Source organism: Pseudomonas lalkuanensis (assembly GCF_008807375.1).
Lineage (GTDB): Bacteria > Pseudomonadota > Gammaproteobacteria > Pseudomonadales > Pseudomonadaceae > Metapseudomonas > Metapseudomonas lalkuanensis.
The window spans coordinates 5,012,531-5,037,024 of record NZ_CP043311.1; the positions used below are offsets into that span (position 1 = coordinate 5,012,531).

Genomic DNA, 24,494 nt, shown 5'->3' on the forward strand with positions numbered 1-24,494 from the left:
GATAGCTTTTTAATCGGGGAAAGAAATCTAACGGAACTTTCTGTCAGTTTGGAAACTTGTCCACCCCGGCAGACTCATCCCACAGTATTGGCAGAATTTCCTGCATCGCCGCCGGATCTCCGCTGGACCAAAAACGGCAAGGCTCTGCTGGACCCTCCGCCAGCAACTCGCCAGCCTCCAGCAGACGCTGCACCTGACGAGCCACCGCAGCGCCCGTATCGATCAGGCTGATCGAGTCCGGCACCATCTGCTGCAGCAGCGGACGCAGGAAGGGGTAATGGGTGCAGCCGAGGATCAGGGTATCGCAGCCCTCGGCCAGCAAAGGCTGGACATAGCCTGACAGCAACGCGCGCGTGTCCGCCCCCATCAGGTCGCCCGCCTCGATGCGCTCCACCAGGCCCGGACAGGGTTGGGTGATCACCCGTACATCCCCGGCGAATCGATCCAGCAACGCTGCGAACTTGGCGCTCTTCAGCGTTCCGGTGGTTGCCAGCACACCCACTACGCCACTGCGGGTTGCGGCAGCGGCAGGCTTGACCGCCGGCTCCATGCCGACGATGGGCAGCTGTGGATAACGCTCGCGCAGGTCAGCCACTGCGGCGACGGTAGCGGTGTTGCAGGCCAGCACCAGCGCCTTGGCGCCCTGCTCGAGCAGGAACTCTGCAATGCGATGGCTGCGTTCTCGGATGAAGTCGGCGCTCTTCTCGCCATAGGGGACATGGCCGCTGTCGGCGACGTAGAGCAGCGACTCGCCGGGCAGCAGGGAGCGGATTTCCCGCAGGACGGAAAGACCGCCGACGCCCGAGTCGAAGACCCCGATTGTGGCGGCTTCAGGCATGTCGCGCCCCGCAGACTTCGCAGGCCGGGTCGCGCTTGACCCGCAGCTCGCGGAATCGGCTGCCCAGGGCGTCCACCAGCAGCAGACGGCCCACCATGGGCTCACCGAAGCCGGCGATCAGCTTCAGGGCTTCCAGGGCCTGCAGGCTGCCCACCAGCCCCACCAGCGGACCGACCACGCCGGCCTCGCTACAAGTCAGTTCGGCTTCGCTGCCGTGGCCATATAGGCAGTGGTAGCAGGGGCTGTCGTCGCGGCGCGGATCGAACACAGAAAGCTGGCCTTCGAGACGGATGGCCGCGCCGGATACCAGCGGCTTGCCGGCCGCCACACAGGCGGCGTTGACCGCCTCTCGGGTACCGAAGTTGTCGGTGCAGTCCAGCACCAGGTCGACTGCCGCCACGGCAGCGGCCAGGGAGTCTTCGTCCAGCGCGCGGGCGTGCGGCACCAGGCGAATGTCCGGGTTCAGTGCGGAAAGGCGTGCCATGGCCGAATCGACCTTGCTCTGCCCTACGCTGTTGCTGTCGTGGACGATCTGCCGCTGCAGGTTGGTCAGGTCGACTGTGTCGAAGTCCGCCAGGTGCAGCTCACCGACGCCGGCTGCGGCCAGATAGAGGGAAACCGGGGAGCCCAGGCCGCCGAGGCCGACGATCAGGACGCGGCCCTGCTTCAGGCGAAGCTGGCCGTCGACGTCGATCTGCGGCAGCAGGATCTGCCGGCTGTAGCGAAGGAGTTCCTGATCACTCAGCATGGCCATTGCCCAAGGGAGATGCGTTCATGACCGCCCAGGTCGCGGCGGCTATCCACCTGCTGGAAACCCTGGCGAGACAGCAGATCGCGTACGTCCGGGGCCTGGTCGTAGCCATGCTCCAGCAACAGCCAGCCGCCGGGCAACAGGTGCCGGGGCGCGTTCTGGATGATCTGGCGGATGTCGTCCAGGCCATCGGCGCCGGCCACCAGCGCGCTGGCGGGCTCGAAGCGCACATCGCCCTCGACCAGGTGCGGGTCCTGGGCGCGAATGTACGGCGGGTTGCTGACGATCATCGCGAAGCGTTGCTCGCCCAGCGCGGAGAACCAGTGGCTTTCCAAGAACCGGGCATTGTTCAGTTTCAGTCGCGCGCGGTTGCGCTCGGCCAGTTCCACGGCGGCGGAAATTCGATCGACACCGGTGATCTTCCAGCCCAGGCGCTCACAGGCCAGGGCCAGGGCGATGGCACCGGTGCCGGTACCCAGATCGAGCACCTCGGCCGGATTCGCGGGCAGCAGCGCCAGCGCGGTTTCCACCAGCAGTTCGGTGTCCGGACGCGGGATCAGGGTGTCTGGCGCCACCTCCAGATCCAGGCTCCAGAATCCCTGGTGGCCGAGGATGTAAGCCACCGGCTCGCCGCTGCGGCGACGTTCCAGGTAGCTGGCGTAGCGCTCGGCCACTTCGCTGGAAACCACGCGCTCCGGCCAGGTATGCAGGAAGCTGCGCGGCTTGCCGAGGGCGGCGGCCAGCAGCAATTCGGCATCCAGGCGCGGGGTGGGCGAGTCCGGCAGGCGGGCTTCGCCGAGGAGGCTGGCGATGATGGTCACGTCAGTCTCCCAGAGCCGCCAGTTGGTCCGCCTGGTACTCGGCGAGCAGCGGCTCGATCACCGCTTCCACGCCACCGGCCATGATGTCGTCCAGCGCGTAGAGGGTGAGATTGATGCGATGGTCGGTGACCCGGCCCTGTGGATAGTTGTAGGTGCGGATACGCTCGGAGCGGTCGCCGGAGCCCACCAGCAAACGGCGGGTATCGGACATTTCCTTGTGGGCGGCGGCTTCCTGCTGGTCGTTCAGCTTCGCGGCCAACCAGGCCAGGGCCTTGGCGCGGTTCTTGTGCTGGGAACGCTCTTCCTGGCACTCGACCACGATGCCCGACGGGATGTGGGTGATGCGCACCGCCGAGTCGGTCTTGTTCACGTGCTGGCCACCGGCGCCGGAAGCGCGGTAGGTATCGACGCGCAGGTCGGCCGGGTTGATCTCGATGGCGGCCTGCTCATCCGGCTCCGGCAGCACGGCGACGGTGCAGGCGGAGGTATGGATGCGGCCCTGGGATTCGGTTTCCGGCACGCGCTGCACGCGGTGCGCACCGGATTCGAACTTGAGCTTGGCGTAGACGTTGTCGCCCTCGACGCGGGCGATCACTTCCTTGTAGCCGCCGTGCTCACCCTCATTCTCGGAGAGAATCTCGACGCGCCAGCCCTGGCGCTCGGCATAACGGGAATACATGCGGAACAGGTCGCCGGAGAAGATCGCCGCTTCGTCGCCACCGGTACCGGCGCGAACCTCCAGGAACACGTTGCGGCCGTCGTTGGGGTCCTTGGGCAGCAGCATGCGCTGCAGGCGGTCTTCCAGATCAACCAGTTGTTCGCGGGCCTGGGCCACTTCTTCCTCGGCCATTTCACGCAGGTCCGGGTCGCTGTCCTTGAGCAGCGCCTGGGCGCCCTCGAGGTCGCCCTGGACCTTGCGGAACTCGCGGAATGCGAGGATCACCGGCTCGACCTCGGCGAACTCTTTCGAGTAAGCACGGAACTTGCCCTGGTCACTGATGACTTCGGCATCGCCAAGCAGGGCGGTGAGTTCCTCGTAGCGGTCCTGGAGGAGGTCGAGCTTGTTCAGCAGGGAAGCTTTCATTGCGAACTTTTATCCGAGCCCTCGTCGAGGGCAAAGAGCTCCTGGGCTACGGCAAGCGCGTCGAAGCGGCCGTCGGCGGAGAGTTTCTTCAGCTGCACACTGGGGGCGTGCAGCAGCTTGTTGGTCAGGCCACGGGCCAGTTGGGCCAGCACGTCCTCGGCCGCAACGCCGTTCTGCAGCATGCGCTGGGCCTTCGCGACCTCGTCATCACGCAGACGCTCGGCCTGCTGGCGATAGGCACGCAGCACGTCGACTGCCGCCAGCTCGCGCAGGCGCTGCATGAAGTCCTCGACACCGGCCCCCACCAGCTCTTCGGCGGCCTGGGCCGCGCCCTGGCGGCTCTTGAGGTTTTCCGCGACCACCTCGTGCAGGTCGTCCACGGTATAGAGGTAGACGTCGTCCAGTTCACCCACTTCGGGCTCGATGTCACGCGGGACGGCGATGTCGACCATGAAGATCGGCTTGTGCCGGCGCTGCTTCAGCGCGCGCTCCACCGCGCCCTTGCCGAGGATCGGCAACTGGCTGGCAGTGGAGCTTATGACGATATCGCTGTTGACCAGCTCCTGGGGCATATCGGCCAGCAGCACAGCGTGGGCACCGAATTCCTCGGCCAGCAGGCTGGCGCGCTCCAGGGTGCGGTTGGCGACCACGATGCGCTTCACGCCCTGCTCATGCAGGTGGCGGGCGACCAGGGTGATGGTTTCACCGGCACCTATCAGCAGTGCCTGGCTGCGGTGCAGGTCGGAGAAGATCTGCCGGGCCAGGCTGACGGCGGCGAAGGCCACAGAAACCGGGTTTTCGCCGATGGCAGTGTCGGTGCGCACTGTCTTGGCGGTGCTGAAGGTGGCCTGGAACAGGCGGCCGAGCAGCGGACCGACGGTACCGGCCTCGCGCGCCACTGCGTAGGCGGACTTCATCTGGCCAAGGATCTGCGGCTCGCCGAGGACCATGGAATCCAGCCCGGATGCGACGCGCATCATGTGACGGACGGCAGCATCATCCTGATGTACGTAGGCACAAGCACGCAGTTCTTCCAGGCTCAGGTTGTGATAGCCGGCCAGCCAGGCGAGCACTTCATCGGTGCTGGGATGATCCTGCTCCAGATACAGCTCGCTGCGGTTGCAGGTGGAGAGGATGGCCGCCTCGCGGCTGGGCGTGATGCGACACAGCTGCTGCAGGGCCTCCACCAACTGCTCGGGAGTGAAGGCCACACGTTCGCGGACGTCCACCGAAGCGGTCTTGTGGTTGATACCAAGAGCAATGAAGGCCATGCAGGGTCGCTAACAGAAACAGGAGGGCGCGCAATTGTCCTACTTCACCCGAACGACGACAACCACCGACGATAATTGTCTGGCCGAACAGGTTTTCCCCAGCCGCAGGTTGGGCCCCGCCCCATGTGCTAGCCTGACGGCTTGTGTCATGATGAGCCACTCGCTGGTTAGTCGCCTTCCTTCCTATGAATAGATCCCTCGCGTTGCTGACCGCCCTCCTGTTTCTCGGCGGCTGTCAGAGCTTGACCCACAAGTCCCCGGACGGCACTCCGCCGGTCGAGGAAGGCAACCAGGCCTCCACGCCCGCCAAGCCTGAGGTCTATGGCTCGTTCAACCGCGAAACCCTCTACGCCCTGCTCGCGGCTGAACTGGCCGGGCAACGCAACCGCTTCGACATCGCCCTCGGCAACTATGTACAACAGGCCAACGCGACGCAGGATCCAGCCGTGGCCGAGCGCGCCTTCCGCATCGCCGAATACCTCGGCGCCGACCAGGCAGCCCTGGATACCGCGCTGATCTGGGCGAAGAACGCCCCCGACAACCTCGATGCCCAGCGCGCCGCCGCCGTGCAGCTGGCCCGCGCCGGCCGCTATGACGAAGCCATGGCCTACATGGAGAAGGTGCTCCAGGGCCAGGGCGACACCCATTTCGACTTCCTTGCCCTTTCCGCTGCCGAAACCGACGCCGACACCCGCGCCGGCCTGCTGCAGAGCTTCGACCGCCTGCTGGCCAAGCACCCTGACAACAGCCAGCTGGTGTTCGGCAAAGCCGTACTGCTGCAGCAGGATGGACGCACCGAAGAAGCCCTCAAGCTGCTCGAAGGGGTGCCCGCCGACGACAAGGAAATCGCCCCGCTCCTGCTCCGCGCCCGCCTGCTGCAGGCGCTCAAGCGCGGCGACGAGGCCCTGCCACTGCTGCAGAAATCCATCAAGCAGCATCCGGACGACAAGCGCCTGCGCCTGACCTACGCCCGCATGCTGGTGGAGCAAGGTCGCCTGGATGAGGCAAAGTCCGAGTTTTCCGGACTGGTCCAGCAGTTCCCCGATGACGACGACCTGCGCTACTCCCTGGCACTGGTCTGCCTGGAAGGCGAAGCCTGGGACGAAGCCCAGGTCTACCTGGAAGAACTGGTGGACCGTGGCAGCCACCTCGATTCCGCCCACTTCAACCTTGGCCAGGTCTACGAGAAGCGCGGCGACAAGGAAAGTGCGCTGATCGAGTACGCGCTGGTCGGCCCTGGCAACGACTACCTGCCGGCGCAGATGCGCCAGGTGGACATCCTTCTGGACAGCGGCCGCGCCGACGAGGCCGAAACCCGCCTGGCCAAGGCCCGCGATACCCAGCCCGACTATGCCATCCAGCTCTACCTGATCGAAGCCGAGAGCCTGGCCGAGCGCCAGCAGCCGGAACGCGCCTGGAAGGTCGTCCACCAGGGCCTTCAACAGTTCCCGGACGACCTCAACCTGCTCTACACCCGCGCCATGCTGGCGGAGAAGCGCAACGACCTGGCCCAGTTGGAGAAGGACCTGCGCTTCATCATCGAGCGCGAGCCGGAAAACGCGATGGCGCTGAACGCCCTCGGCTACACCCTGGCCGACCGCACCACGCGCTACGACGAAGCCAAGAAGCTGGTGGAACAGGCTCACAAGCTGAATCCGGACGACCCGGCGATTCTCGACAGCCTCGGCTGGGTCAACTACCGCATGGGCAACCTGCCGGAGGCCGAACGCCTGCTGCGCCAGGCTCTGCAGGAGTTCCCCGACCACGAAGTAGCCGCTCACCTGGGCGAAGTGCTGTGGGCCCAGGGAAAGCAGGTCGAAGCCCGCAAGGTCTGGGCCGATGCCCTGCAGAAGCAGCCTGACAGCGCCATCCTCCGAGACACCCTGCAACGCCTGACCGGCTCCGGAAACATCTGATCCATGCGTTTACGTAACTTCCTGGCCGCCGGTGCGCTCATCCTGCTCACCGGTTGCGCCGCCCTCGCCCCCCACGAAACCCTCGAAGGCCAGGGCAACCAGGCCAGCTGGGACGCCCACAAGACCCAGGTCAGTGCCCTCGATGGCTGGCAGATCAGCGGCAAGGTGGGCATCCGCGCCCCCAAGGATTCCGGCAGTGGCACCTTGTTCTGGCTGCAACGCCAGGACTATTACGACATTCGCTTGTCCGGCCCGCTGGGTCGTGGTGCGGCTCGCCTGACCGGCCGCCCGGGCAAGATCGAATTAGAAGTGGCCAACCAAGGCCGTTATCAGGCCGAAACCCCTGAAGCCCTGCTGGAAGAACAACTCGGCTGGCGCCTGCCGGTATCCCACCTGCTCTGGTGGGTGCGCGGCCTGCCCGCCCCGGACAGCCGCAGCCGCCTGACCCTCGATGGCGACAGTCGCCTGGCCCGTCTTGAGCAGGACGGCTGGCAGGTGCAGTACCTGAGTTACGTGGAACAGAACGGCTATGCCTTGCCCGAGCGCATCAAGCTCAGCGGCGAGAACCTTGATGTCACCCTGGTGATCAAGGACTGGCAGCCGCGCCAGCTCGGCCAGTGACATGCAGGACGCTCAACTCATCCTGCCGGCTCCGGCCAAGCTCAATCTGATGCTGCACATCCTCGGCCGTCGCGCCGATGGCTATCACGAGCTGCAGACGCTCTTCCAATTCCTCGACCACGGCGACGAACTGGGTTTTTCCGTTCGCCAGGATGGAGAAATCCACCTGCGCACCGACGTCCCGGGCGTCCCCCATGACAGCAACCTGATCGTCCGGGCGGCCCGCAAGCTGCAGGCCGAATCCGGTTGCCAGCTGGGCGCCGACATCTGGCTGGACAAGCGCCTGCCCATGGGCGGCGGCATCGGTGGAGGCAGCTCTGATGCGGCCACCACCCTCCTTGCCCTGGACCGCCTGTGGAACCTGGGCTGGAGCGAGGATCGCCTGGCCGCGCTGGGGCTCAGCCTGGGTGCCGACGTACCGGTATTCGTGCGTGGTCGGGCGGCCTTTGCGGAAGGTGTCGGCGAACAGCTGACCCCAGTGGACCTGCCGGAGCCATGGTTCCTCGTCGCAGCGCCGCAAGTCTTTGTCAGCACAGCAGAAGTTTTCTCCGATCCCGAGTTGACACGGGATACTCCGCCCATTAAAGTTCGCAGCCTTCTTGAGGGGGGTGGTCGTAATGACTGCCAGCCGGTGGTCGAGAAGCGTTACCCAGATGTACGTAACGCGCTGATCTTGTTGAATAAATTCACTTCAGCTAGATTGACCGGCACTGGAGCTTGTGTGTTTGGGAGCTTCCCAAACAAGGGCGATGCTGATAAAGTTCGCCGCCAACTTCCGGCCACTCTGCCGAGCTTCGTAGCCCAAGGCCGCAACATCTCCATGTTGCACCGCAAGCTTCAAAGTCTGGTTTGAGAAGGAATGCAAGACAGTCGGTTGTCCGATACAGGGGCGTCGCCAAGCGGTAAGGCAGCAGGTTTTGATCCTGCCATGCGTTGGTTCGAATCCAGCCGCCCCTGCCATTAACCCAACGGGTTATGCGTACAACGAAACGAAAGTCCTGCAGAGCGAGTTACATACATAGGGGCGTCGCCAAGCGGTAAGGCAGCAGGTTTTGATCCTGCCATGCGTTGGTTCGAATCCAGCCGCCCCTGCCATACACTTGAAAAGCTGTTCAAAAGCCCACGGCCTTTGAACGGCTTTTTGATTCATCAGGTCTACCCTCAGCCGGCAGGTACTGCGCGTGTCCAAGATGATGGTCTTCACGGGGAATGCCAACCCCGATCTGGCGCGTCGCGTCGTACGTCAACTGCATATTCCCCTCGGTGATGCCTCCGTAGGCAAATTCTCCGATGGCGAAATCAGTGCTGAAATCAATGAAAACGTCCGCGGCAAGGACGTCTTCCTGATCCAGCCGACTTGCGCACCGACCAACGATAACCTGATGGAACTGGTGGTGATGGCTGACGCCTTCCGCCGTTCCTCGGCCTCCCGCATCACTGCGGTCATCCCCTACTTCGGCTATGCCCGCCAGGACCGCCGCCCGCGTTCCGCCCGCGTGGCCATCAGCGCCAAGGTAGTGGCTGACATGCTGACCGTCGTCGGCATCGACCGTGTACTCACCGTCGACCTGCACGCCGACCAGATCCAGGGTTTCTTCGACATTCCGGTGGACAACATCTACGGCTCCCCGGTCCTGGTCGACGACATCGAAGACCAGCGCTTCGAAAACCTGATGATCGTTTCCCCGGACATCGGTGGCGTGGTTCGCGCCCGTGCCGTGGCCAAGTCCCTCGGCGTTGACCTTGCGATCATCGACAAGCGTCGTCCGAAGGCCAACCAGTCCGAAGTCATGCACATCATCGGCGATGTCGAAGGCCGCACCTGCGTGCTGGTCGACGACATGGTCGATACCGCTGGCACCCTGGGCCACGCTGCCAAGGCCCTGAAGGACCACGGCGCCGCCAAGGTTTACGCCTACTGCACCCACCCGGTGCTGTCTGGCCGAGCCATCGAGAATATCGAAAACTCCGTGCTGGACGAGCTGGTGGTGACCAACACCATCCCCCTGTCCGCCGCGGCACAAGCCTGCTCGCGTATCCGCCAACTGGATATCGCGCCGGTTGTGGCTGAAGCGGTTCGCCGCATCAGCAATGAGGAATCGATCAGCGCGATGTTCCGCTAAGCGGCCATCCCTGACGAAACGCGCCCCGCTCAGGCGGGGCTTTTTGCCCAACCGCCCGGATGCTGGTCGCAAGCATTACGGGCGTTTTGGTTATTTTGGAGAACTGTAATGACTGATTTCGCCCTGAATGCCGAAGCGCGTTCCGACCTGGGGAAAGGTGCGAGCCGCCGCCTGCGTCGTAATGCCAACCTGGTTCCCGCTGTTGTATACGGCGGCGAGAAAGCCCCGGTATCCGTAAGCCTGCTGGCCAAAGACCTGGCCAAGCTGCTGGAAAACGAAGCTGCCTTCAGCCACGTGATCGCCCTGAACGTTTCCGGTGCTACCGAAACCGTTCTGATCAAGGCCCTGCAGCGTCACCCGGCCAAAGGCTTCGTACTGCACGCTGACTTCCAGCGCGTAGTGGCCGGCCAGAAACTGACCGCCCACGTCCCCCTGCACTTCATCAACGAAGCTACCTCCGTTGGCGTGAAGCAAGGCGGCGGCGAAGTTTCCCACACCATCGCTGAAGTCGAAGTCTCCTGCCTGCCGAAAGACCTGCCGGAGTTCATCGAAGTCGACCTGGCCAAGGTCGAAGTAGGTCAGACCGTTCACCTGTCCGACCTGAAACTGCCGAAAGGCGTCGAGCTGGTGGCCCTGGCCCACGGCAACGACCTGGCAGTTGCCAACATCCATGCTTCCCGCGTGGTGAAGGAAGAAGGCGAAGCCGAGTAATTTCTTACTCTGTATCAGCCTGACAAAGGGCCCCTGTAGTGACTGCCATTCAACTGATCGTCGGCCTGGGTAATCCCGGCCCCGAATACGACCAGACCCGGCATAACGCAGGGGCCCTTTTCGTTGAGCGCCTGGCCGACCGCGAACGCGTCAACCTGAGCCTCGACAAGAAGTACTTCGGCCTGGTCGGGAAGTTCTCCCACCAAGGTCGCGATGTTCGTCTGCTGATCCCCACCACCTACATGAACCGCAGCGGCCAGTCCGTAGCGGCCCTGGCCGGGTTCTTCCGCATTCCGCCCGAAGCCATCCTCGTGGCCCACGACGAACTCGATATGCCCCCTGGAGTCGCCAAGCTCAAGACCGGCGGCGGCCACGGCGGCCACAACGGGTTGCGCGACATCATCGCCCAGCTCGGCAACCAGAATTCGTTCCATCGCCTGCGGCTTGGCATCGGCCATCCGGGGCACAGCAGCCTGGTATCCGGTTTCGTACTCAGCCGCGCCCCGCGCAGCGAACAGGAACTGCTAGACACCAGCATCGATTTCGCCCTCGACGTGATGCCAGAACTGCTCGCCGGTGACCTTACCCGCGCCATGCAGAAGCTGCACAGTCGCAAGGCCTGAACCCACTCCGCGCAGAGGCACATTCCATGGGATTCAATTGCGGCATCGTCGGCCTGCCCAACGTCGGCAAGTCCACCCTGTTCAACGCCCTGACCAAGTCCGGCATCGCAGCGGAGAACTTCCCCTTCTGCACCATCGAGCCGAACAGCGGCATCGTGCCGATGCCCGACTTGCGCCTCAACGCGCTGGCAGAGATCGTCAAGCCCGAGCGCGTGATCCCCACCACCATGGAATTCGTCGACATCGCCGGCCTGGTAGCGGGCGCGTCGAAAGGTGAAGGCCTGGGCAACAAGTTTCTCGCCAACATCCGCGAAACCGACGCCATCGCCCACGTGGTGCGCTGCTTCGAAGACGAGAACGTCATCCACGTCTCCAACAGCGTCGACCCCAAGCGCGACATCGAGATCATCGACCTCGAACTGATCTTCGCCGACCTCGACAGCTGCGAGAAGCAACTCCAGAAAGTCGCCCGTAACGCCAAGGGCGGCGACAAGGACGCCCTGGCCCAGAAGGCCCTGCTGGAAAAACTCATCCCCCACTTCAGCGAAGGCAAGCCGGCGCGCTCCCTGCTGAAGAACCTGGGCGACGACGAAAAGCGCCTGGTACGCGGCTTCCACCTGCTCACCAGCAAGCCGGTGATGTACATCGCCAACGTTGCCGAAGACGGCTTCGAGAACAACCCGCACCTGGACGTGGTTAAAGCCATCGCCGAAGAAGAAGGCGCCATCGTGGTTCCGGTGTGCAACAAGATCGAAGCCGAAATCGCCGAGCTCGATGACGGCGAAGAAAAGGACATGTTCCTCGAAGCCCTCGGCCTCGAAGAGCCCGGCCTGAACCGCGTGATCCGCGCCGGTTACGACCTGCTCAACCTGCAGACCTACTTCACCGCTGGCGTGAAGGAAGTCCGCGCCTGGACCGTCCGCGTCGGCGCCACCGCCCCGCAGGCAGCCGCCGTCATCCACACCGACTTCGAAAAAGGCTTCATCCGCGCCGAAGTGGTCGCCTACGACGACTTCATCCAGTTCAAGGGTGAAAACGGTGCGAAGGAAGCCGGCAAATGGCGCCTGGAAGGCAAGGACTACATCGTCAAGGACGGCGACGTGATGCACTTCCGCTTTAACGTCTGATCCACAGAAAGCCCCGGACCTCCGGGGCTTTTTGCTTCCGCAGGATGGCGGAGAACGAAGCGAAGCCCATCACTGCCCCCTCCCTCGCCCCGCCGAATGCCACCGCGCCCTCCTGAAAACCCCCTTACCGCCTAAACGCTTGAAAGATCACAAAATTATCTAAGCGAAGGGGTTGACAGCCCCCCGCGAGATACGGAAAATGCGCGCCACTCGGCTACATAGCTCAGTCGGTTAGAGCGCAGCATTCATAATGCTGATGTCCCAGGTTCAAGTCCCGGTGTAGCCACCATACAAATCAAAGGGTTAGCGCAAGCTAACCCTTTTTTGTTTTGGGCGGCAGACTACAAACAGACTACATCCCGACTACCGAGCCTTTGCTAGGCACCTTCCCAAGGATTCACGAGGGCCACCCCCAACTCTTCGAAGTCACGGGTGTTTCGAGTAGCGACCTGGGCGCTGTAGAGTCGGGCTATCGCCGCAATCTGTGCATCCGCCATATCCGTCGCCCTTCCCTTGGCCTGACTGGCCGAAACCAGGGCCGCGTAGTGCACAGCTGCATCCGCATCAAAAGACAGAATGCAACCGGCAAAGAGCTTGTTGAAAAGCGTGTCGGCGCCCATCGCCAACAAATCCTTCCGCTTACCGTTTGGCATCCTGGCGATCCCATAAAGGATCTCAGCCACTGAGATGGAACAGATCACCAGTTCGCCGCCTGGCTGAGCATCCAGCCATGCAACGACGTTTGGGTCAGGCCTGGTTTTCATCATCTCCGAAAGGACATTGGTGTCTAACAGGATCATTCATCAAAGTCCGCTGCACGTGCCTTTGTGTTGCGGGGAGGCAATTCCAAGTCCACACCGCCCGCTGCGGCAAAAAGTTCGTGAATCCGAGTGCCCATTCCGCTGGGCTTGTTCTGCTTCGCAAGTGCCTCGGCAAGGATCACCCTCACCTCTTCCTCCATCGAGCGACCATGGCTGGCGGCGACGACACGAAGCCGAGCTTTCAGCTCATCGTCCAGGTTGCGAATCGTGATGCTAGCCATAGGGACCTCCAGTGGAATCATTGCAATCACTGAAATCATACTGGAAGGTGCCTGCTTTGCGCCAATGGCGACAGACGTAATGCAGACTCCAAGTGATCCGGCGAAAGATGCGCATAGCGCATGGTCATCGCAATCGACGAGTGCCCGAGGATCCGCTGCAGGCTGAGGATGTCCCCTCCACCCATCAAGTAGTGGCTGGCAAAGGTGTGCCGGAGGATGTGGGTCATCTGCCCTGGTGTGTGGAGGCCACAGCGTTGGTACGCACTCCGAAATACCACCCTGCAGGACATGAATATCAGCATCCACGAATACCTGCGTAGGAGTAATCCGATTCATTCCTGATCGCATAGACCATCCCCACGCTTCGTGATGACCTTGCGCGGTCGTCCATGCGAGGCAATCCACATGCAAATTCATGTTGGCGAACGCAGGGAAGGTGACGTGCTTACGCTGAGGGTGCTGGAAGGAGTCTGCGAATCAGTGTTGATGGAGATGTTGAAGGCGGAGGGGATCGAAATCGTAGTTGGGCCAATTTCGAATGGCTCGGCGCGGATCGAGGTTCGGGCGCCAAAACGGATGCTGGTCCTGGTGGAGAAGGCTCTGCCGGGCCCGCCGGAGACTGATTCCGGATGATTGTGGAAACCCCGCTTTGGCGGGGTTTTCTTTTGGAGGAATGGACGATCGACGTCCGGGTTGGTTGCCCTCTCCCCCGGCCTCTCTCCCTGAAGAGGAGAAAGGAGCAAAAGCCCTAGAGAGCAGCCAGGATGCCCCGCCGCACTACCTGGGTTGTCTCGAAGCCGAAGTCGGCCTTGCCTTCTTCCCGCAGGAAGTTTTCCACAGCGGTTTCCAGGCGTTTAGCCGGGGCCGGCTTCTGCCAGTGGTAGCGCAGCAGCAGGGCCGCGCTGAGGATGGCGGCGATAGGGTTGGCGCGGCCGCTGCCGGTGATGTCGGGGGCGCTGCCGTGGACGGGTTCGGCGAGGGCGATGCCGTTGCCCCAATTCAGGGACGGGGCCAGGCCGAGACCGCCGCTCCAATGGCAGGCGATGTCGGAGAGGATGTCGCCAAAGAGGTTGGTGGTGACGATCAGATCGAAGGCCTCCGGTTGTTCCACCAGTTGCAGGGCGGCAAGGTCCACCAGGCGTTCGTCGATTTCTGCGGCCCAGCCCTCCCCTTCCAGCACTTCGCGGCAAGTGTCGCGGAACAGGCCGCAGGTCACGGGCAGGACGTTGGCCTTGTGGACCAGGGTGATGCGCCGTGCCTTGCGTGCCTTGGCCACTTCCAGCGCGCGACGGGCCAGGGCTTCACAGGCTCCGCGGCTGATGACCCGTTCTGCGATGGCGACGCCTTCGGATTCCCAGTGCTCGCGGCCGCTGTAGAGACCTTCGCTGTTCTCACGCAGGATCATCAGGTCTACCCCGGTCCGATGCGAAACGCAGGGCCAGCTGCGCACCGGGCGCAGGTTGGCATTGAGCTGGAGAACCTGGCGCAGTTGCAGGATAGCGCTGCGATAGCCGGGTACACGCTGGCCGGTGGGAGACGACACTGCGCCGAAAATGCCCGCCCCGCTGTCGCGCAGCGCCTGGAAGGTGGCTTCGGGTACGGCGCTGCCGGTGCGCTGGAAACAGTCCCAGCCAGCCTCGGCTTCCACCGTTTTCAGGTCGGGCAGGAGTGTCTCCAGGGCCTCGACTGCCACTGGCACCACTTCGCGGCCGATGCCGTCCCCGGGGATTACGACTAGCGTGTGCATGGGCTCACCTCAATGAGGGGCGCGTCGCCAACAGCAGGCCGGCGAAGATCATCGCCCCACCCAACCAATGGTAGGCCTGCAATCCCTCGCCCAACAGCAGGTAACCGAGCAGCGCGGTGAACACTGGCATCAGGTAGTTGGTGAGCACCGCCTTGGCCACACCCAGCACACGGATGCCCTGGTTCCACAACAGGTAGGCCAGAAGAGAGGCGCAAAGTCCGGTGTAGCCGATGGCGGCGAAGTTCTCGGCGGAAAGTTCGAAGCGCTGCCCACTGGCCAGTTCCAGCAGATAGAACGGCAGCAGCATGGGCACGCCACACGCCACCAGCGCACCCAGCAGCACCAGCGGCGGCAGCTTGAAGTAGTTGTTCCATCGACGCAGCAGAAGGGTGTAGAGCGCCCAGTCGACCACGGCAAGCAGCATGATCAAGTCGCCCGGGTTGAACGACAGCGCGGCAAGTTGCGCCAACTGCCCTTGGGCGATCAGGACCAGCAGGCCGCAGGTCGCTACCGCCATGCCAAGCCAGGCGCGCCGGGGTGGCCACTCATTGAGCAGCACACCGGCACCAATGAAGGTGGCCAGCGGCAGGCAGGTATTGAGCAGCGTGAGGTTGATGGCCACCGTGGTACGCGCGGCGAAGTAGAGCAGCACGCTGTAGGTACTGATGCCAAGGGCGGCCACCACCAGCAGGCGCCAGCCTGCACGACACAACGCGCTGCGATGTTCCCACATGGGCCGGGCGACGAAGGGCAGGAGGATGGCCAGCGCCAGGCTCCAACGCCAGAACGCCAGGGTGAATGGTGGAATGGCATCGTGGAAGGCGCGGGCCACAAGGGCGTTGCCGGCCCAGAAAACGCTGGCCACAAGCAGGCCGAGCCAGGCCAGGGTAACGGCCCGGCTATTGGGGTCTGACATGGTTCAGCTCTGTCCGAGAGGGCGCAGGCGGTACTGCGGCGGCAGTTGTTCCATGCCGCTGACGGTGACGTTGAGGTTTTTCCAGATGCCGTCCTTGATGCCGTAGATGCAGCCGTGGACGGAGAGCTCCTGGCCACGGTGCCAGGCGTTCTGGACGATGGTTGTGTGGCTGACGTTGGCCACCTGCTGGATCACGTTGAGCTCGCACAGGCGATCAACGCGCTCTTCCTCGGTGGCGAAGGTGGCCAGGTGCTCGCGCTGGTCGTAGTAGAGGTCGCGGATGGTCCGCAGCCAGCCATCGATCAGGCCGTACTGGGTGTCGCGCATGGCAGCGCGGACACCGCCGCAGCCGTAATGGCCGGTGACGAGGATGTGGCGCACCTTGAGCACGTCCACTGCGTACTGGATGACCGACAGGCAGTTGAGGTCGGTGTGCAGCACCACGTTGGCCACGTTGCGGTGGACGAACAGGTCTCCGGGCAGCATGCCGACGATTTCGTTGGCCGGCACGCGGGCATCCGAGCAGCCGATCCAGAGATATTCCGGCACCTGCTGCTTGGCCAGCTTGGCGAAGAAGTCGGGGTCTTGCTGCTTGATCTTCTCGGCCCAGCGGGCGTTGTTGTCGATCAGCTGTTGCAGGTCGCTCATGCGTCTTCTCCTCTCGAGGCTGGCGGCACCTTACGGAGCGCCGGGAGCTTTGGCAATGGCCTGCGCGGGGTTCAGTCGATCAGCGTGCAGGCCATCACCAGGGCGTCTTCGCGACCACCCACGGCGGGGTAATAGTCGCGGCGACGGCCGATTTCATTGAAGCCATAGCGCTCGTACAGTCGGTAGGCGGACTGGTTGCTGGCGCGCACTTCCAGAAAGCATTCGCCGGCCTGCAGCTCGCGGGCGCGGTCCATCAGGCGCTCCAGCAGGAGCAGGCCCAGGCCACGGCCCTGGCTTTCCGGCTTGACGGTGATGTTCAGCAGGTGGGCTTCACCAACGATGACGTTGATCACGCCATGGCCGACCTGCTGGCTGCCTTCGAACATCAGCCAGCAATCATAGGACTTGAGGCTGTCGGTGAAGATGCCGCGCGTCCAGGGGTGGCTGAAGGCGGCATACTCGATTTTCAGGACGGCATCGAGGTCCGCCTCGGTCATCGGGCGGAAGGAAACGGCATCGGTCATTCAGTATGCTTCCAGCGGCGCATCACACGGCGCATGGCTTGCCAGAGTTCGCCTTTGCGCTCGGGCTCGTCCATCAGCAGTTCAAGGCCCGGCAGGGCCCAGGTGGCGCCCAGCCCCTCGACCTGGAGTTCGCGATTGAATGCGCCGGCATCGGCTTCACCGGCGAAGCGCACTGCCGGCAGGCCCACGAGCCAGAGACAGGCGCAGTCGCCCTGCTCTTCCATTCGCATGCCGACGAAGCCCTGGACGAAGTCACGGGCGGCGTCGGGTCCCTGGTCCATGTTGCCGCGGCTGAGCAACGGCCAGCGCACCGGCTCGCCGAGTATCTGCGGGCTGTCCGGCAGGCCGGCGGCGCGCAGCAGGTCCTTCAGCAGCAGGTAGGCCGGGTCGCGGCTCTGGAAGGGCTCGCCGGTGGGCAGTTCCACCAGTAGCAGGCAGTTGCCGGCACGCAACAGCTGCAAGGAGAAGCGCGGCGGAGGCGGCGCTTCCTGCTTGGCCGGGGCGGCTTCGGGCTCGGCGGCAGCTTCGGGGGCGGACTGCACGGCCGGGCGCGGGTTGCTGCCAGGGCGCGGAATCTCGATCCTGGCGCGCACCGACGTCGCTGCCGGACGGGCCTCGGCGGCTGGCGCTTCGGGGATTACGTCGGCCACTGGCGCGGGGGCGTCCTCAAGGGGGATTTCCGGGGCCAGCGCCAGCAATTCGGGGTTGGAGGGCGCGGCAAAGGGCAATACCGTGCGAGGTAGCCAGGTGGCTACCTGCATGGCATCGAGATACGCGCGACGACGGTGTTCTGTGATCAAACGTCAGCAACCTGTGGATGAGCCTTGCGCACGCCTGCCTGCATCAGGTTCAGCGCGTTGAGGTAGGCCTTTGCGGAGGCGACAACTATATCGGTATCCGCACCGTTTCCGTTGACGATTCGTCCGGCTTTTTCCAGGCGGACGGTAACTTCACCCTGGGAATCGGTGCCCTGGGTGATGGCGTTGACCGAGTAGAGCTGCAGGCTCGACTCGGACGTGGCCAGGCTTTCGATGGCCTTGAAGGTGGCGTCCACCGGGCCGGAACCCTCGGCACTGGAACCCTGCTCCACGCCATCGATGGACAGGACCAGCTTGGCGTGGGGCACTTCGCCGGTCTTGGATGCGACTTCCAGGTAGACCAGTTTGAAATGTTCCGGGGCTTCCTCGCCCAGGGTATCGGAGACGAGCGCCTGCAGGTCTTCGTCGAAGATCTCGTGCTTCTTGTCCGCCAGCTCCTTGAAGCGGGCGAAGGCGGCATTCAGCTCGGCTTCGCTGCCCAGCGCAATGCCCAATTCCTCCAGCCGGGTGCGGAAGGCGTTACGCCCGGAGTGCTTGCCCAGCACCATCTTGTTGGTGTGCCAGCCGACGGACTGGGCGGACATGATCTCGTAGGTCTCGCGGTGCTTGAGCACACCGTCCTGGTGGATGCCGGACTCGTGGGCGAAAGCGTTGGCGCCAACGATGGCCTTGTTCGGCTGGACCGGGAAGCCGGTGATGCCGGAGACCATGCGCGAGGTGCTGAGGATGTGCGGGGTGTCGATGTTGGTGTAGACGCCGAGCACGTCCTGGCGGGTCTTGATGGCCATGACGATTTCTTCCAGCGCGGCGTTGCCGGCGCGCTCGCCCAGGCCGTTGATGGTGCATTCCACCTGGCGCGCGCCCACGGCGACCGCCGCCAGGGAGTTGGCCACTGCCAGCCCCAGGTCGTTGTGGCAGTGCACGGAAAACACCGCCTTGTCGGCATTGGGGATGCGCTGCAGCAACTGGCGCATGGTGTCCGCGTACTGGTGCGGAATGGCGTAGCCCACGGTGTCGGGGATGTTGATGGTGCGGGCGCCGGCATCGATGGCGGCCTCGATGATGCGACAGAGGAAGTCGATCTCGGAGCGACCGGCGTCTTCACAGGAGAACTCCACGTCGGCGCAGAGGTTGCGCGCGCGCTTCACAGCGCGGACGGCCTGTTCCACCACCTGGTCCGGCTCCATGCGCAGCTTGTACTGCATATGGATGGGGCTGGTGGCGATGAAGGTGTGGATGCGTCCGGAATTGGCCCCGGCCAGCGCTTCGGCGGCGCGATCGATGTCGGCATCCACCGCGCGGGACAGGCTGCATACGGTGCTGTCCTTGATGCTGTCGGCGATCGCCTTGACTGCCTCGAAGTCACCGGGGCTGGCAATGGCGAAGCCGGCCTCGATCACGTCCACCCGCAGCCGTTCCAGGGCCTTGGCAATGCGCAGCTTCTCTTCCTTGGTCATGGAAGCGCCGGGGCTCTGCTCGCCGTCCCGCAGGGTGGTATCGAAGATGATGACGCGATCTTGGCTGCTCATGGCTCGCTCCTCACGGCCCCACCGTGCATGCGGCCGGGGCTCAGGCTGATGGTGCCGGACTGCTTGTGGCGACGGCTCCAGATCAGGGAATTGTGGCGTGAAAAGCGGTAGGCGGAAAGGGCGGTGGGCGGGTGGATTCTGCGCGGGGATTCCCCTGCAGGTGCGAAAAAGTTGGGCTCCTGCAGATTCTCGTGGGCAGCCACAAGCCGAACCTTCGGCTCGGTCAGCGAATGAATTCGCCCCCACGGAGATCTGGAGCCCTCCTTCTCAATTGATCGGCGTCGCCGTCAGGTTGGCGCTGATATCGGCATTCTGCACCTTGATGCCGTACATGGAGGTGACCGCGCCGCCGGTGGGGTGCACGTGTTGCAGGCGGTCGACGTTGATTTCCTTGAAGTGGATGCGGCCGTTGACCGCAAAACCCAGCGGGTCGGGGCTGACCGGGGTGCAGTTGCCGCCGTTCGTGGCGCAGACCCTGGTGGGCGCCACGTCCAGGTTGAGGTCGGCGTTGAAGCCATAGGTGTTGGCGTTGGGGTCGCTGGGATTGCCGTCGGAGGTATAGAAGTTATCCACAACCAATTGGCTGCCGCTGCCGGCGGCGCTATTGACGCGGTTGGTTTCCCATACGACCTGGTTGCGCTTCTCGTCCGTGGCCACACCGTTGGTCGTGCTTTCGATGGCGGTGTCGCGGACGAAGACGTTCTTCAATTTGACCGACACACCTTCATTGCCACGGTCTTCCCAGCGGCCACCACTGGCCGAGCAGGCACCGGCGTTGGTGCCGCTACCGCCCACGCAGAGGGCGCCGGCACCGCCGGAGCTGAGCGCCAGCGTGGAACCCAGCTCGTAGCGTTTCAGCACCAGCCGGCCGAGGCTGGTGCCAGTGGCGCGGTCGCCCCAGCGCAGGTCGCTGACTTCCAGCTTCGACCAGTAGGAGCCCTTGCGCAGCTCCACGCCGTTGTTGCTCACGTCCACCGAGCCATCGCGGAAATGCATGTCGTAGGTCGTGCCGGCCAGCCACAGGCCCTTACCGGTTTCGTCCACCGTGATGGCGGCGCGGGCATCGCTGAAGACGAAATCGGCGTTGTAGCGCACACCGTCGCCGCTGCTGCCACCCGGCAACAGGGTGATCTGGCCGTTCAGGGTGAAGTCGTAGGCCGGGAATATTTCCATCAGCACCAGCAACTCGGTGCCGCCCTGAAGCGGCGCGTTGGCCGAACCCACGCGCAGGCCGTCGAAGCTGTAGCCGCCCTTGATGTTGGAAAGCCCCAGGCGCAGGCCGTCGAAATGGCCGTTGTAGCTCCCCTTGCTCATGTCGCTCTGGGTGCCGGCGTAGCAACCGGTGCTGGCCCCGCCGGCGCAGCTCTTGGTCAGGTCCAGGGTGATCTGGCCGGTGCCGTTGGTGCGCAGGCCGCTGAACCACATGCTGTTGTCGTTATCGGTGAGGGAAACCGAGCTGTTGGCCATGTTCCAGCTGACATCGGCGGTCAGGCCCTTGGCACCGGAGTTGGGGTCGCCGCCCGGACGCAGTTTGAGCCAGTTCTGCTTGGCGCCGTCGTCGGCGAAGTTGAGGTCGATGGCCAGGCTGCCGAGCTTCTGGTTGGTCGGGTTGCCGATGATCAGGCCGCCCAGCGTGGCGTTGAGCTTGAGGTCCTGGAACGCCACCTGTGCATAACTGCCACCCGCGTCCTGGGCCAGGTCGATGGTCAAGCCGCCAAGACTGCGCAGGGTGCCGGAGAAGTTCTCGGCGCGCAGGATGCCTTCATCCTGGTACTGGAACAGGCTGCTGCCGATATTCAGGTCCGGCCTAATGCGGATGCCTTCGCCGCTGGCGCCTCCGCTGGCGACGCTGAGGCTGCCGCCCAGGCGCAGGTCCATGCTCAATTTGCCGAAGCTGCGGCTGGCGTTGGGGTCGCGCAGGTCCGGCGCGGAGGGTGTCACGGGCGAAGCGGTAGGGTCGCCGTGGGCGAGGTCCAGGCTGATGCCACCGATGGTGCCGATGAAACGCGCGTCGCCGAGGTTGAGCTTGACCTCCTTGCCGTTGCCACCGCTGACGATGTCGAGGTACGCGTTGTCCAGGTAGGTGTCGAAGGAGAGCCCTTTGACGACGAGGTCGTAACCGTTGTCGCGGTAGTAGAAGGTCACGTCGGTGAGGGACAGCCGGCTGTCGTCCACCGCAATCCCGCTGACGCCGCTGGCCCCGCCGCCCTTGAGCTTCAGGGTGGCCCCCAGGGTGTAGAAGGCACGGAAGGCACCGAAGCTCTTGCTGCTGCCATCCATCTCGATGTTGTTCACCGCCAGCACCTGGGGGCTGGCGCTGTGCTGGACCTGCAGCTGGCCGTCCTGCACGTCGAGGGTCGTCTGGGAGGTGCTGGTGGAGCCGCTGGCGGCGCGATTGCTCACATCGCGAAGGTTCAGGCTGCGGCCATCCTGGGTGTAGCTGATATTGCTGGCCGACCAGCCCTGGCTGGAAGTTTCCAGGTTGATGCCGCCCTGGCCGCTGACCGCCGCCATAGACGAGTCGTCCAGGGCCTCCATGGCTTGCACCTGGGAGGCGAGGAGCATGCCGAACAGCAAGGGGGCTGGGCGCATGGTCGGTTCCTCAGTTCTTCGGGAAGACCAGCACGCTGCCTTGCATGCGGATGCTGCCGTCGATCTTCGCCGAGAAGATATTGGTCTGCTGGTAACTGGCATTGCCGCCATTGGCGACGGTGCCGGACTTGTTCTGCCAACCACCCTGGCTGGCCACACCGAAGGCGAAGCTGCCGTTCTTGAAGCGCACCTCGTTGGGCAGGCCGAGTGCCAGCACATCCTGGTTGAAGGCCGCGCCGTCGCCACCGAAGCCGCTGTTGATGAGACGGGTATTCAGGGTCAGGCCTTCGAAACTGAAGATGCCCTTGAGGTTGTCCAGCACGTACCAGCCGCCGTTGGCCTCGGAGCGGATGGCGATGCGCAGGCCGCAGCTTTCCGGGCTGCCGGCGCCGGCGATGGCGCAACTGCGTTCATTGGCTTTCCAGGTGGTCGGGTCATTGGACGCCGGGGTGTTCCACAGCACGCCACCGTTCTTGTTGATGCTGAATTCACCGGAAAGGTACACCCCGCCCTGCCCACTCATCTGGCTCAGGTCGGCGTCTTCCAGCGCCTGCAGTTCGGCTTGCGACAACGTCGGCAGCGCCAACAGCACCAGGTAGAGCGCCCTAGAGATCATGGCTGGTCACCTTCAGGTAGTTGATGCTGAGGCCCTGGATGGCGTTGTAGCCGAAGTTGTAGCCGCCGCTGGCGGCGCTGCCGCTGCCGGCCTGGAGGCCGTTGATGACAATGTTGGTGCGCGGTGCGTTGGCGTAGAAGTCGGCGGCCAGTGCGTCCTTCTGCGCCTGGGTGGTGCCCGACGCGGTGGGGTTGGGCAGTTCCAGTACGAACTGGCCATTGCTGCTCACGTCGAACAGCAATGGCTGGGTCTTGCCGTAGCCGAGGGAGATGTTGGCGTAGGCGTTGTTGAGGAAGATGGTGCGGTCACGCTGCTCGGTGGCGGTGGTGCAGCCCGTGGTGCCGGCCGCGCAGCTCATGATCTGCAGACTCCTGGTGAAAATGTTGATGCGCGCTTCGCCCACCATCTGGCTGCGCCCACTGTCGCCCCACAGGCGCAGGTAGGAACCGTCCATCGCCAGCTCGGCGAAGTCCAGGTTGAGGATATCGGTGCGCCCGGCGGCGACCTGGAAGTCGAAGCGAATCCCCAGGTCCACCTTTTCGCTGGCACGGCTGGAACAGTTGTTGCCAGCTGCCGCGAAGCCAGAAATGCAGGCCTGGCCGGCGGCGCCGGTGAGACGCTCGGGGAACATGAACTCGAGGACAGTGATGTTGCTCGGCGTGGTCTGCACCCATTGCCCGTCGTCTCGCAGGGTACGCATGTCTTCGCCCTTGGCCAGGTTGAGAGCGAAGGGATGATCGAGGCGGCCGATGGTCACGGGGCTCAGGTTCGCGCCTTTGTTGCTGCCGGCGGCACCGAGGTAGAACTCCTTCACCGAGATCGGGACGTTCTGCTTGGCGGCGTTGGTGATGTCGTTGATGGTGATGGTGGCGTTGTTGGCATCCAGCAGCACCTGGTCCAGCACGAAGCCGATGCCCGCCCCCTGCACGTCGGAAAGCTCATGGTCGTCCAGGGCCTGCAGCTCCGCACGGGTGGTACCGGCGAACAGCGCGAGGACCAACAGGAAAGTCGTCCGGCCCATGGTCAGCACCCCGCGGCAGCTGTGCCCAGGCAGGTGTCCTGGCGCGGAATGCCATTGAACGCCTGGTCGAAGTCGATATTGATCGGCGCCACCAGGTTGCCGTTGGCGTCCCGGTATTTGGGCATGTTCATGAAGGCCCCCTTGAGGGCAGTCAGGAAGGTGTTGCGGTCCATGTCCTTCCAGGCCAGGTCCTGGGTCTGGAAAGAGATGAAAAAGCCCCGGGCCGCGCCTTCCATGTTGCTCATGTTGCTGATGTTGCCCACCGGCAGGGACTGGAACTGCGACAAGGGGAAACAGGTGGCGATGCCGAGGATGCTGCAGTTCTGCGAGGCGAAAGCGCCCAGCAGGGCATCGGTCCAGCCGCCGGCGCAGCCCGAGGTGCAGGTCAGGCCGTCGCCGTTCTTGATGCCGGACATGCCGGCGCGGACGGGGTCCGCCACGCCCTGGGCGGTCACCAGTTCCGCGTCGGCCTCGACGACGCTGCTGCGGTACACGCCAGCCAGGAACAGGGCGCTCTGTTGCAGGAAGTTGGACTTGTCGTAGATGGCATTGCCGGTGCCCTTGATGTGCACCGGGATACTGCCGGTCAGGCTCTGTATGTCGCCGGAGAGCACGCCCTTGGACTCGCCGAAGCCGATGCGCACCCCCACCACCTTGCTGCCGGAATAGGCCAGCTCGACGAAGGGGTTGGCGATCTTGAAGGGGTTCACCGAGCCATCGGCATTCACCGTGCCGAGGGCGAAGTTGTTGATCAGGATGTCGGACGAGCCGGCTGTCTCGCCGGTCCGGGTGAGGGTGTCGTCGTACTGGCCGAGCTGGAGCTTCTTCATGTTCAGCTGGGTGTCGACGTTCACCCCGAAGTTGACCCGGGTGTAGTTGATCCCCGCATTGGCGTCGGTGGTCAGGTTGATGAAGGCCTGGCCGGTGACATTGGACAGTTCGCTATCGGCCAGCTCTTCCATGCGCGCCTGGGCGATGGACGTGGACAACAGCCCGGCCACGAATACGGCCTTGAGCTTCCAGGCAAGCAACGATTTCGAACGCATGGCGACTTCCCTGATTGTTCTTGTATGGGCAAGCGACGAAGACTCGTCCCCTTTCTAGCCACTATAGGGAGCGCGGAAGGGAAGCGTCCCGACCCATAGTCGAGTTGAG

25 protein-coding genes, 3 tRNA genes and 1 pseudogene are annotated in these 24,494 nt (G+C 63.9%); 11 read left to right on the forward strand and 18 right to left on the reverse strand.

Annotated elements, in window-relative coordinates:
- Nucleotides 1-43: 43 nt before the first annotated feature.
- From murI to hemA, 5 genes are read right to left on the reverse strand one after another with little or no spacing between them, the layout of a single operon-like run.
- Complete coding sequence (gene murI / locus FXN65_RS23235; RefSeq protein WP_151136846.1) at nucleotides 44-838, reverse strand: glutamate racemase; 795 nt, start codon at nucleotides 836-838, stop codon at nucleotides 44-46.
- Nucleotides 831-1,586: a molybdopterin-synthase adenylyltransferase MoeB gene (locus FXN65_RS23240; RefSeq protein ID WP_151136848.1), complete on the reverse strand. Its 756-nt coding sequence runs from the start codon at nucleotides 1,584-1,586 to the stop codon at nucleotides 831-833. The genes murI and FXN65_RS23240 overlap by 8 nt, the downstream gene beginning before the upstream one ends.
- Nucleotides 1,580-2,410, reverse strand: a complete 831-nt coding sequence (prmC, locus tag FXN65_RS23245) for a peptide chain release factor N(5)-glutamine methyltransferase (protein WP_151136850.1) — start codon at nucleotides 2,408-2,410, stop codon at nucleotides 1,580-1,582. Before prmC ends, FXN65_RS23240 begins: the two co-directional genes overlap by 7 nt.
- Nucleotide 2,411: 1 nt before the next feature.
- Entirely contained in the window at nucleotides 2,412-3,494 is a 1,083-nt protein-coding gene (prfA, locus tag FXN65_RS23250; RefSeq protein WP_151136852.1) for a peptide chain release factor 1, read from the reverse strand.
- The gene (hemA, locus tag FXN65_RS23255) at nucleotides 3,491-4,765 is read right to left on the reverse strand and encodes a glutamyl-tRNA reductase (RefSeq protein WP_151136854.1); all 1,275 of its coding nucleotides are present in this window, start codon (nucleotides 4,763-4,765) and stop codon (nucleotides 3,491-3,493) included. Before hemA ends, prfA begins: the two co-directional genes overlap by 4 nt.
- 185 nt (nucleotides 4,766-4,950) lie before the next feature.
- Between hemA and FXN65_RS23260 the strand changes: the two genes are divergently transcribed.
- The 10 genes from FXN65_RS23260 to FXN65_RS23305 all read left to right on the forward strand — a co-directional run bounded on the left by FXN65_RS23260 (nucleotide 4,951) and on the right by FXN65_RS23305 (nucleotide 12,175).
- Nucleotides 4,951-6,681, forward strand: coding sequence for a tetratricopeptide repeat protein (locus tag FXN65_RS23260; protein WP_151136856.1), 1,731 nt, complete (start codon nucleotides 4,951-4,953; stop codon nucleotides 6,679-6,681).
- A 3-nt stretch (nucleotides 6,682-6,684) separates the two neighbouring features.
- Nucleotides 6,685-7,302 (forward strand): lipoprotein insertase outer membrane protein LolB, encoded by a 618-nt coding sequence (gene lolB, locus FXN65_RS23265; RefSeq protein WP_151136858.1) that lies wholly within the window; start codon nucleotides 6,685-6,687, stop codon nucleotides 7,300-7,302.
- Between the two features lies 1 nt (nucleotide 7,303).
- The gene (gene ispE, locus FXN65_RS23270; RefSeq protein ID WP_151136860.1) at nucleotides 7,304-8,155 is read left to right on the forward strand and encodes a 4-(cytidine 5'-diphospho)-2-C-methyl-D-erythritol kinase; all 852 of its coding nucleotides are present in this window, start codon (nucleotides 7,304-7,306) and stop codon (nucleotides 8,153-8,155) included.
- 32 nt (nucleotides 8,156-8,187) lie between these two features.
- Nucleotides 8,188-8,262 (forward strand) — tRNA-Gln (locus tag FXN65_RS23275).
- Nucleotides 8,263-8,322: 60 nt separating this feature from the next.
- Nucleotides 8,323-8,397, forward strand: a tRNA-Gln gene (locus FXN65_RS23280).
- An 86-nt stretch (nucleotides 8,398-8,483) separates the two neighbouring features.
- Nucleotides 8,484-9,425 (forward strand): ribose-phosphate pyrophosphokinase, encoded by a 942-nt coding sequence (locus tag FXN65_RS23285; protein ID WP_028629917.1) that lies wholly within the window; start codon nucleotides 8,484-8,486, stop codon nucleotides 9,423-9,425.
- Between the two features lie 108 nt (nucleotides 9,426-9,533).
- A complete protein-coding gene (locus FXN65_RS23290; RefSeq protein WP_151136862.1) occupies nucleotides 9,534-10,136 on the forward strand; it encodes a 50S ribosomal protein L25/general stress protein Ctc in 603 nt (200 codons plus the stop codon).
- 38 nt (nucleotides 10,137-10,174) lie between these two features.
- Complete coding sequence (pth, locus tag FXN65_RS23295; protein WP_077524268.1) at nucleotides 10,175-10,759, forward strand: aminoacyl-tRNA hydrolase; 585 nt, start codon at nucleotides 10,175-10,177, stop codon at nucleotides 10,757-10,759.
- A 26-nt stretch (nucleotides 10,760-10,785) separates the two neighbouring features.
- Nucleotides 10,786-11,886 carry a redox-regulated ATPase YchF gene (ychF, locus tag FXN65_RS23300; protein WP_151136864.1) on the forward strand — a complete coding sequence of 367 codons (1,101 nt, stop codon included), beginning with the start codon at nucleotides 10,786-10,788 and terminating at the stop codon, nucleotides 11,884-11,886.
- 212 nt (nucleotides 11,887-12,098) lie between these two features.
- Nucleotides 12,099-12,175 (forward strand) — tRNA-Met (locus tag FXN65_RS23305).
- Nucleotides 12,176-12,263: 88 nt separating this feature from the next.
- On the opposite strand, the gene FXN65_RS23310 is transcribed toward FXN65_RS23305, so the two are convergent.
- The 3 genes and pseudogenes from FXN65_RS23310 to FXN65_RS23320 all read right to left on the reverse strand — a co-directional run.
- The gene (locus tag FXN65_RS23310; protein ID WP_151136866.1) at nucleotides 12,264-12,686 is read right to left on the reverse strand and encodes a type II toxin-antitoxin system VapC family toxin; all 423 of its coding nucleotides are present in this window, start codon (nucleotides 12,684-12,686) and stop codon (nucleotides 12,264-12,266) included.
- A complete protein-coding gene (locus FXN65_RS23315) occupies nucleotides 12,683-12,928 on the reverse strand; it encodes a FitA-like ribbon-helix-helix domain-containing protein (protein WP_028629912.1) in 246 nt (81 codons plus the stop codon). The genes FXN65_RS23310 and FXN65_RS23315 overlap by 4 nt, the downstream gene beginning before the upstream one ends.
- A gap of 35 nt (nucleotides 12,929-12,963) precedes the next feature.
- Nucleotides 12,964-13,224: pseudogene (locus FXN65_RS23320) on the reverse strand (tyrosine-type recombinase/integrase); the annotation flags it as partial.
- A gap of 109 nt (nucleotides 13,225-13,333) precedes the next feature.
- Here FXN65_RS23320 and FXN65_RS23325 point away from each other — a divergent pair.
- Entirely contained in the window at nucleotides 13,334-13,561 is a 228-nt protein-coding gene (locus FXN65_RS23325) for a hypothetical protein (RefSeq protein WP_151136867.1), read from the forward strand.
- 115 nt (nucleotides 13,562-13,676) lie between these two features.
- Here FXN65_RS23325 and FXN65_RS23330 read toward each other — a convergent pair whose 3' ends face one another.
- From FXN65_RS23330 to FXN65_RS23375, 10 genes are all read right to left on the reverse strand, one after another.
- Nucleotides 13,677-14,675: an isocitrate/isopropylmalate dehydrogenase family protein gene (locus tag FXN65_RS23330; RefSeq protein ID WP_151136869.1), complete on the reverse strand. Its 999-nt coding sequence runs from the start codon at nucleotides 14,673-14,675 to the stop codon at nucleotides 13,677-13,679.
- Nucleotides 14,676-14,679: 4 nt separating this feature from the next.
- Nucleotides 14,680-15,591 carry a DMT family transporter gene (locus FXN65_RS23335; protein WP_151136871.1) on the reverse strand — a complete coding sequence of 304 codons (912 nt, stop codon included), beginning with the start codon at nucleotides 15,589-15,591 and terminating at the stop codon, nucleotides 14,680-14,682.
- A gap of 3 nt (nucleotides 15,592-15,594) precedes the next feature.
- Nucleotides 15,595-16,239 carry a carbonate dehydratase gene (gene can, locus FXN65_RS23340; protein ID WP_151136873.1) on the reverse strand — a complete coding sequence of 215 codons (645 nt, stop codon included), beginning with the start codon at nucleotides 16,237-16,239 and terminating at the stop codon, nucleotides 15,595-15,597.
- Nucleotides 16,240-16,310: 71 nt separating this feature from the next.
- Nucleotides 16,311-16,763 carry a ribosomal protein S18-alanine N-acetyltransferase gene (gene rimI / locus FXN65_RS23345; RefSeq protein WP_151136875.1) on the reverse strand — a complete coding sequence of 151 codons (453 nt, stop codon included), beginning with the start codon at nucleotides 16,761-16,763 and terminating at the stop codon, nucleotides 16,311-16,313.
- Nucleotides 16,760-17,563, reverse strand: coding sequence for an energy transducer TonB (locus tag FXN65_RS23350; protein WP_151136884.1), 804 nt, complete (start codon nucleotides 17,561-17,563; stop codon nucleotides 16,760-16,762). The genes rimI and FXN65_RS23350 overlap by 4 nt, the downstream gene beginning before the upstream one ends.
- On the reverse strand, nucleotides 17,560-19,110 hold the full coding sequence (locus FXN65_RS23355) for a 2-isopropylmalate synthase (RefSeq protein WP_151136886.1): 1,551 nt from the start codon (nucleotides 19,108-19,110) through the stop codon (nucleotides 17,560-17,562). The genes FXN65_RS23350 and FXN65_RS23355 overlap by 4 nt, the downstream gene beginning before the upstream one ends.
- Before the next feature lie 267 nt (nucleotides 19,111-19,377).
- Nucleotides 19,378-21,702 (reverse strand): DUF6160 family protein, encoded by a 2,325-nt coding sequence (locus FXN65_RS23360; protein WP_151136888.1) that lies wholly within the window; start codon nucleotides 21,700-21,702, stop codon nucleotides 19,378-19,380.
- Nucleotides 21,703-21,712: 10 nt separating this feature from the next.
- A complete protein-coding gene (locus FXN65_RS23365) occupies nucleotides 21,713-22,318 on the reverse strand; it encodes a DUF6160 family protein (protein WP_151136890.1) in 606 nt (201 codons plus the stop codon).
- The gene (locus FXN65_RS23370; RefSeq protein WP_151136892.1) at nucleotides 22,308-23,339 is read right to left on the reverse strand and encodes a hypothetical protein; all 1,032 of its coding nucleotides are present in this window, start codon (nucleotides 23,337-23,339) and stop codon (nucleotides 22,308-22,310) included. The genes FXN65_RS23365 and FXN65_RS23370 overlap by 11 nt, the downstream gene beginning before the upstream one ends.
- Nucleotides 23,340-23,341: 2 nt before the next feature.
- Nucleotides 23,342-24,385, reverse strand: coding sequence for a DUF6160 family protein (locus FXN65_RS23375; RefSeq protein ID WP_226282627.1), 1,044 nt, complete (start codon nucleotides 24,383-24,385; stop codon nucleotides 23,342-23,344).
- Between the last annotated feature and the right edge of the window lie 109 nt (nucleotides 24,386-24,494).

Excerpts from the sequence above, each read along its gene's own strand:
- murI (WP_151136846.1), bottom strand. The coding sequence starts at position 838 with ATGCCTGAAGCCGCCACAATCGGGGTCTTCGACTCGGGCGTCGGCGGT.
- FXN65_RS23240 (WP_151136848.1), bottom strand. The coding sequence starts at position 1,586 with ATGCTGAGTGATCAGGAACTCCTTCGCTACAGCCGGCAGATCCTGCTG.
- prfA (WP_151136852.1), bottom strand. The coding sequence starts at position 3,494 with ATGAAAGCTTCCCTGCTGAACAAGCTCGACCTCCTCCAGGACCGCTAC.
- hemA (WP_151136854.1), bottom strand. The coding sequence starts at position 4,765 with ATGGCCTTCATTGCTCTTGGTATCAACCACAAGACCGCTTCGGTGGAC.
- FXN65_RS23260 (WP_151136856.1), top strand. The coding sequence starts at position 4,951 with ATGAATAGATCCCTCGCGTTGCTGACCGCCCTCCTGTTTCTCGGCGGC.
- lolB (WP_151136858.1), top strand. The coding sequence starts at position 6,685 with ATGCGTTTACGTAACTTCCTGGCCGCCGGTGCGCTCATCCTGCTCACC.
- ispE (WP_151136860.1), top strand. The coding sequence starts at position 7,304 with ATGCAGGACGCTCAACTCATCCTGCCGGCTCCGGCCAAGCTCAATCTG.
- FXN65_RS23290 (WP_151136862.1), top strand. The coding sequence starts at position 9,534 with ATGACTGATTTCGCCCTGAATGCCGAAGCGCGTTCCGACCTGGGGAAA.
- ychF (WP_151136864.1), top strand. The coding sequence starts at position 10,786 with ATGGGATTCAATTGCGGCATCGTCGGCCTGCCCAACGTCGGCAAGTCC.
- FXN65_RS23310 (WP_151136866.1), bottom strand. The coding sequence starts at position 12,686 with ATGATCCTGTTAGACACCAATGTCCTTTCGGAGATGATGAAAACCAGG.
- FXN65_RS23315 (WP_028629912.1), bottom strand. The coding sequence starts at position 12,928 with ATGGCTAGCATCACGATTCGCAACCTGGACGATGAGCTGAAAGCTCGG.
- FXN65_RS23325 (WP_151136867.1), top strand. The coding sequence starts at position 13,334 with ATGCAAATTCATGTTGGCGAACGCAGGGAAGGTGACGTGCTTACGCTG.
- FXN65_RS23330 (WP_151136869.1), bottom strand. The coding sequence starts at position 14,675 with ATGCACACGCTAGTCGTAATCCCCGGGGACGGCATCGGCCGCGAAGTG.
- FXN65_RS23335 (WP_151136871.1), bottom strand. The coding sequence starts at position 15,591 with ATGTCAGACCCCAATAGCCGGGCCGTTACCCTGGCCTGGCTCGGCCTG.
- can (WP_151136873.1), bottom strand. The coding sequence starts at position 16,239 with ATGAGCGACCTGCAACAGCTGATCGACAACAACGCCCGCTGGGCCGAG.
- rimI (WP_151136875.1), bottom strand. The coding sequence starts at position 16,763 with ATGACCGATGCCGTTTCCTTCCGCCCGATGACCGAGGCGGACCTCGAT.
- FXN65_RS23355 (WP_151136886.1), bottom strand. The coding sequence starts at position 19,110 with ATGAGCAGCCAAGATCGCGTCATCATCTTCGATACCACCCTGCGGGAC.
- FXN65_RS23360 (WP_151136888.1), bottom strand. The coding sequence starts at position 21,702 with ATGCGCCCAGCCCCCTTGCTGTTCGGCATGCTCCTCGCCTCCCAGGTG.
- FXN65_RS23365 (WP_151136890.1), bottom strand. The coding sequence starts at position 22,318 with ATGATCTCTAGGGCGCTCTACCTGGTGCTGTTGGCGCTGCCGACGTTG.
- FXN65_RS23370 (WP_151136892.1), bottom strand. The coding sequence starts at position 23,339 with ATGGGCCGGACGACTTTCCTGTTGGTCCTCGCGCTGTTCGCCGGTACC.
- FXN65_RS23375 (WP_226282627.1), bottom strand. The coding sequence starts at position 24,385 with ATGCGTTCGAAATCGTTGCTTGCCTGGAAGCTCAAGGCCGTATTCGTG.